The sequence below is a fragment of the Imhoffiella purpurea genome, assembly GCF_000585215.1.
Lineage (GTDB): Bacteria > Pseudomonadota > Gammaproteobacteria > Chromatiales > Chromatiaceae > Imhoffiella > Imhoffiella purpurea.
The window spans coordinates 59,250-65,676 of record NZ_AONC01000023.1; the positions used below are offsets into that span (position 1 = coordinate 59,250).

The window sequence follows — 6,427 nt, forward strand, 5'->3', positions numbered from 1 at the left end:
GATCCTTGCCGGTCGTCACCGGCCCGGAAAGGATCACTCGTTACCCAGGTTTTCCATCATCGTTCTGGAGGTTCCAATGCTCTTCGACCCCATTCGCATCCGTTCGCTGCAACTGAGCAATCGCACCGTCATGGCGCCGATGACGCGCAGCCGTGCCGTCGATGCCAATACCCCGAACGCCTTGATGGCCGAATATTATGCCCAGCGCGCCTCGGCCGGTCTGATCGTGACCGAGGGGACCTCTCCGTCGCCCAACGGACTCGGCTATCCCAGAATCCCCGGGATGTACGATGCCGAACATGTGCACGGCTGGAGGTCGGTCACGGATGCCGTGCACGAAAAGGGCGGAGCGATCGTTCTCCAGCTGATGCATACCGGGCGGGTAACTCACGTGGCGAATCTGCCCGCGAATGCCGAGGTCCTGGCTCCGGTCGCCGGTGCCTGCCCCGGCGAGATGTACACCGACACCCTGGGGCTGCAGCCCTTCAGCCCGGCCCGGGCGATGGACGAGGGGGATATCTCCCGGGCGGTCGAGGAATTCGCCCGCTCGGCGGGTCTCGCGATCGAGGCCGGGTTCGACGGGGTCGAGCTGCACGCGGCGAACGGCTATCTGATCGAGCAGTTCCTCAATCCGAACGTGAACGCGCGCACGGACGCCTACGGCGACGGCATCGAGGGACGCAACCGGTTCGCCCTGGAGGTGACGCGCGCGGTCTGCGGCGCGATCGGAGCCGACAAGGTCGGAATCCGCCTGTCTCCCTACGGGGTGTTCAACGCGACCGGGGCCTTCGAGGAGGTCGATGCCCAGTATCTCGCGCTCTGCGATGCGCTGTCGGGGCTCGGGCTGCTCTATCTGCATCTGCTCGATCACTCGGCCATGGGCGCGCCTCCGGTGCCGGAGGAGATCAAGATGCAGCTGCGTCGCCGTTTCGACGGACCCTTCATCCTCGCGGGCGGCTTCGACCGGGCGAGCGCGGAGGCGGCCCTCTCCGAGGATCGGGCCGATCTCGTGGCCTTCGGGCGGCCGTTCATCGCCAACTCGGATCTGGTCGAGCGGATGCGTGCCGGCGCCGAGCTGAACGCCCCCGATATGGACACCTTCTATACACCGGGCGCCAAGGGATATACGGATTATCCGACGCTGACTTCTTGAGCCGCTGGCACCGCCCCGGCATGAGGCTCAGGTCTAGCGCAGACTGAAGCTGATCGGCACGGTGATGGTCACGCGGTTCTTGCCGAGGGCGGCCGGAATGGGCGGCATGGGCGAGGCGCGCTGCAGCATGGCCTCGACCTCCCGATCGAGCGACGTGTGACCGGAGCCCGAGACGATCCGGTGTGAGAGCAGTCGGCCCTGGCGGTCGATGGTGAAGGTCACGCGCACGGTGCCTTGCTGCTGGCGGCGGCGCGCCTGAGCCGGGTAGCGCTTGTGACGCGCGAGCCAGCTCGCGAGGGTGCCGTAGTAGCTGCGCGCACTGGCCGCACCGGAGCCCTTTGCGGTGCCGCCCCGTCCGGATCCCTGGTTGCCTGGGGCGGCCGAACGGCCTTCTGACCTCGCCTTCGTCCCCGTTCCTTGGCTGTGCGAGGCCGACTCCGCCGTATTGGATCGCTTGCGACTGGACTTGGCCGCTACGGCGGGTTTCGGCGGAATACTGGCCCGGGGTTCCTTGGTGCTCCGCTTGGGCGGGGGCCGACGGGCCTTGAGCGGCGGCTTTTTCGTCTCGAGCGGCGCCTGGGTCTTGGGCACGGGTACGGGTTTCGAGACGGGCGGCTCGACCGGGCGTGCCTCGATGGTCTCCGGCGGTGCCTTCAGGGGGGCGAGTGCCGGGCCTACGGGTACGAGCGGGGCGAGCACCGGCGCTTGAGCCGGGGGCGAATCCGGCTCCTGGCCTCCGGCGGCCGAGCCCGAGCCCCCTCCATTCGGTTTCAACAATACCAGTTGAATCCGTTGGAGCGGCTCGGACGCCGGCTTCGGCCGGGATTGCGGCGGAAGCATCAGCAGCAAGGATCCGTGAGCCGTTCCGGCGACGGCAAGCGCGATCAGCCAGTGACGCGCGCGGATCTCCATCAGTTCCGACCGATCGTCATGGGGTGCGGGATGACGACTATTTCGATCAGCGGGGTCAGGCTGGTCGGGACGCGGCGGCGCGGTGCGCGCCACTCAAGCCGCATGGCCGACCTGCAGCCGATCGTCCGGGACGGTCTCGTGCACGGGCTCGGGCTCCGCCATGACCAGATCGCGGGTGAAGACCTGGGTGACGGCGTCCTCCATCTGATGTCCGCAGCGCTCGACGCGACGTTCCAGCCAGCTGTGCGCCAGCACCGCCGGAATGGCGACGGTCAGGCCGACGGCGGTGGTGAGCAGCGCCTGCCAGATGCCGCCGGAGAGAATGGCGGGATCCACCTGGGAGCCGGCCGACTCGAGCCGTCGGAATGCCTCGATCATCCCCAGCACCGTGCCGAGCAGACCCAGGAGCGGACTCAGGGTGCCGATGACCTCGAGCGCGCGCAGATAGCCGCGCAACCGCTCCAGCTCCTGGGTCGCGAGCCGGACCAGCTCCTCGCGCAGCAGGGACTGATCGGCCCCGGGCCGGCGGCATCCCTCGAGCGCGGCGTGGGTCACGCGCGAGACGGGATCCCTTTGTCCGGTCACGGCGGCCAGCGCCGCACGCGCGTCGTGCCGGCGCCAGTGCCCGATGGCCGCTCGTGCGGGGCCGAGCGAGCCCAGCCGCAGCCGCTGGAACTGCCAGAGCTTGAGGATGACGATGGCCAAGGCCACGACGGACAGGAGTCCCAGGACCAGGACTACGGGGCCGCCGGTGTCGAGGAAGGCGTCCAGGCGCTGCGGAAGCTCGGCGAGAGACCCGAGCCAGTCCGTCTCCACCGCGGGTGCGGTGGACGGATCGGCGGATCCTGCACTGGAGGGTGCCGCTCCATCCGCAGCCGGGACCCCGAGCGGAGTATCGGGGTCGTCCTCTTGGCTGGATTCGGGTGGAGCGGCATAGATGCTGGCCTCGGTCATGGACATGGGCTCCTCTTGTATCCGTCTGAGCGCGCGACTGGAATAAGGGTTTCAGGGTGGTCGCTCGGCCCTCGGTTTCCGGTGGGCCGAGCGCCGTGCGCTACCAGTCGAGGCTCATGCTGAGCCAATAGGTCCGAGGCCAGGAGACGGCATAGTTGTTCGTCCCGTATCCGCTCCACACCGACTGCGAATACCACTCGTCGAAGAGATTCTTGACCTCCGCGCCGAGCCGCAGCTTGCGTGCGTCGTTGCCGCCGAGCGGGCGCTCGTAGAAGAGTCCCAGATCGACGACGTCATAGCCGTCGTAGCGCTCGCTGTTCTCGTCGTCGATGTAATACTTGCCGACGTGCCGCCATTTGATCTTGCCGCCGATACCCTGAGGCGAGCGGTATTCGGCCGAGAGGTTGGAGATGCGATCCGGGACGCCGCTGATCTCCTTGCCCTCGAGTGCTGCATCGTTGCTGGAACGGATCTCGGAGTCGATCAGGGCGATGTCGCCCGAGAGGGTCAGCCCCTCGAGCGGACGCCACAGCACGGCGGCCTCGACACCGGTGCGCCGGGTCTCGCCCAGGTTCTTGTAGAGCCCCGAGCCGACCGGGTATTCCTGGATCTCGTCGCTGGTGTCGAGGATGAAGAGCGCCAGGTCCGCCGACAGTGCCTCGATGGGGTCGTAGCTCAGGCCGATCTCGTATTGCCGGATCACCTCGGGCGAGACGTCGAGGTCGGTCTGATACTTGGCCTCGCCGTCCGGGAGCGAGAAGCCCTCGCTGAAGCTGGCGCGCAGATCCAGCCCCTCGATCAGGAGGCTGCGGAAGCCGAGCTTGGGGCTCCAGTGGTCGTAGTCGTTCATGTCGCTGTCGAACGGCTCGCCGTCTGGGTCTCGGTTGTCGTAGCTGCCGCCGAAGCTGTCGTAGCGAAGACCCAGCGTGGGCCGGAAATAGCGCGACAACTCCCATTCGCCCTGGGCGAAGACGGAGAAGGTCGTGATGTTGAAGGTACGGTCCTCGGTCTTGTCGAGCCGCGCCCGGTTGGATGTATCCCAGCGCAGCCAGTCGGTGTCCTCGTCGTAGTATTCGAGACCCAGGATGGCCGTGAGCGGCTTGTCCGCGAGTTGGGCGTCCAGGTTCAGGCTGGCGCCTGTACCCCAGACGCTGCGGTCGTAGTTGCGCTCGGTCTGTCCGCCAGGGTCGTAACCGAACTTGGCGAAGCGGGTGAAGTCCTGCTGGGTCCCGTAGAGCCAGTAGAGGAGCCGCAGCTCCTCGCTCAGCGAGAGCCCCAGGTCGAAGCGTTCGCTGTAGAAGCTCTTCTCGCCGCCGTCGTCCTCGGCGTTGGGTGCCTGATCGGTGGATTCGGCATCGAAGAGGCTTTTGGGGATGTAGCCCGGGGCATCCCAGTCGGACTGGTGCGCCCGCAGGCTCAACGCCAGGTCCAGTCGCTCGTTCAGGTCCCAGGTGAAGCGGGTCGAGGCGTTGATGCGCGACCACTGGGAGTTGTCCTGGAAGCCCTGGGTGCTGGCGCCCTGGATCGCCGTGTTGTTGTAGAGGCCCTCGGCCAGGGAGAGCCCGAAGGCGCCCTGGGCGTCCCAGGTGTCGAATGAGCCGTAGGTCAGTTTGGCCTTGGCGTACTCTCCGCGCTGGCGGGTATGGAAGGCCAGCGAGCCGGCGCGCGCGAAGTTGCCGTAGAGGACGGAGGAGGGGCCCTTGAATACCTCCAGCTCCTCGATCTCGAGCGGGATGAGCACATTGACGTCCGCATAGCCGTCGGCATGCGACTCGCCCTCGTTGAGGGGGATGCCGTCGACATAGACGGCGACGTCGCCGCCGTGGGCGCCGCCAGTGAAGCCGCGCATCTTGATGACGTTGGCCACGCCGCCCATGTTGTAGTTGCCGATCTCGACCCCGGGCACCTCCTCCAGCACCTCCTCGATGCGCACGGCCGTCATCTCCTCGAACCGCTCCGCTTCCACCCGGTTCACCGTCGCCGGGATGTCGTCGCGGTGCAGGGCCTCGCCCTTGACCATGATGGTGCCCAGCTCGATCGCCTCGTCACCGTCGGCGAGCACTTCGGCAACCAGGGTGCCCGGCAAGGCCAGGGCGCAGAGCAGCGCGGATCCTCGCAGACGCACGCTCATGGTCGCGCCCCCGCGCCCGGACGGGCGACCCGCGTCAGCAGATAGGCGCGAAGGTTCTCGCGATCGACCCCGGAGGCCGGCGGCGCTTCGCGCTCGACACGGGCGTAGACCAGCCAGGGACCGGGCCGGTCCAGGGCGATCTCGGCCTCGCCCTCGGCGTTCGTGGCGGTGCTCACCGCGGCCTCCCGCTCCTCGCTCTCGAAGCCCTGATGGACGGCATGGACCTCCGCATCGGCGATCGGACGGCCGTGCAGCAGTACCCGGACCGCGAGCCGGTCGCCCGCGCTCAGGGTCGTCGGATTGGCCAGGGGAATCAGCTCGATCTCGTGCCCCAGGGCCGCGTCCCAGCCGCCGCTTGGCTGCCCGACGGTCACGAAGGTCTTGATCGACTTGAGATAGCGGGTGGTGACGACGGCGTCCGGGACCTCCATCTTCTGACCGGGCGCATGGCCGCTCTTGGTGCGGCTCCAGAACTGTGGCCGAGTCGAGACGGCGCCCAGCATGTAGGTCCCTTCGCCGAGCATTACAGCCGACAGGGTGGCGCGGGTCGCATTCAGCTGCTGGTAGGCGAGGGCGATCTCGCGTCCGTCCGGAAGCCGCTCGAAGGCCCGAAAGCCCGTCACGTCAGGGACCGATTCGTCCACGAAATAGCCATGCCCGGAGGTGAAGTGAGCCTCCAGCAGCGTGCCTGGCGCCGGATCGAAGGTGCCTGGCATGATCCAGTAGTCATGGGCCTGTGAGGCGATCGGCAGCAATGCCAGCGAGGCGGCCAAGGCGGCCGCCGTCATCTTGGGGTTCGACATCCATCCTCTCCTTCGTCGGTTCTCGTTGTTATCGATCGACGCCGCGAGGGAATTCCAAGCCTATGGCAAGGAAGCGAAATATCGGCCGGCGAGCGATGCCCCGATCGCATCCCGATCCTGGGTGCCCGGTCTTCCCGCACGCGTAGGTGTTATTTATTTATTTTTTTTCTTACTGGCGAGGGTAAGGTACAACAGCTCCGGCTACCGTTTCAATCGCGCCTGGCGGATTCGGTTTCAGGCGTTCGCGATCGCCGAAATCCTGGCGCTCGACGCCGCCGTCGAGGCGGTCCGCGCCGGAGAGCAGGGCCGAGGCTTCGTCGTGGTCGCCGCCGAGGTGCGCCTGCTCGCGCAGCGCATGGTGGCGAGGTTTTCCGCCTCTAGGTAAATAAAACGGGTAATCCCCCGGCTTTGCCGGGGTGACAGTAGCAGTTTGACATTTCCGGGAGTCCATCGGGGACACTCCGCAGCGTGAGC

The 6,427-nt window shown here is 67.1% G+C and carries 6 protein-coding genes; 2 read left to right on the top strand and 4 right to left on the bottom strand.

The window, feature by feature from the left end; translation table 11 throughout:
- The first annotated feature begins 76 nt into the window (after positions 1-76).
- Positions 77-1,153 carry an alkene reductase gene (locus D779_RS07950; protein ID WP_043752159.1) on the top strand — a complete coding sequence of 359 codons (1,077 nt, stop codon included), beginning with the start codon at positions 77-79 and terminating at the stop codon, positions 1,151-1,153.
- A gap of 33 nt (positions 1,154-1,186) precedes the next feature.
- Here the strand turns inward: D779_RS07950 and D779_RS07955 are convergent, their stop codons facing one another.
- From D779_RS07955 to D779_RS21045, 4 genes are all read right to left on the bottom strand, one after another.
- Positions 1,187-2,065 (bottom strand): energy transducer TonB, encoded by an 879-nt coding sequence (locus D779_RS07955; protein ID WP_043752162.1) that lies wholly within the window; start codon positions 2,063-2,065, stop codon positions 1,187-1,189.
- 93 nt (positions 2,066-2,158) lie between these two features.
- Positions 2,159-3,019: a MotA/TolQ/ExbB proton channel family protein gene (locus D779_RS07960; protein ID WP_052347956.1), complete on the bottom strand. Its 861-nt coding sequence runs from the start codon at positions 3,017-3,019 to the stop codon at positions 2,159-2,161.
- Positions 3,020-3,119: 100 nt separating this feature from the next.
- The gene (locus D779_RS07965) at positions 3,120-5,150 is read right to left on the bottom strand and encodes a TonB-dependent receptor (protein ID WP_052347953.1); all 2,031 of its coding nucleotides are present in this window, start codon (positions 5,148-5,150) and stop codon (positions 3,120-3,122) included.
- Positions 5,147-5,953 carry a DUF4198 domain-containing protein gene (locus D779_RS21045; RefSeq protein ID WP_052347954.1) on the bottom strand — a complete coding sequence of 269 codons (807 nt, stop codon included), beginning with the start codon at positions 5,951-5,953 and terminating at the stop codon, positions 5,147-5,149. The genes D779_RS07965 and D779_RS21045 overlap by 4 nt, the downstream gene beginning before the upstream one ends.
- Between D779_RS21045 and D779_RS23115 the strand changes: the two genes are divergently transcribed.
- Positions 5,940-6,338, top strand: coding sequence for a methyl-accepting chemotaxis protein (locus D779_RS23115; RefSeq protein ID WP_269747375.1), 399 nt, complete (start codon positions 5,940-5,942; stop codon positions 6,336-6,338). The genes D779_RS21045 and D779_RS23115 overlap by 14 nt on opposite strands.
- Positions 6,339-6,427: the final 89 nt, after the last annotated feature.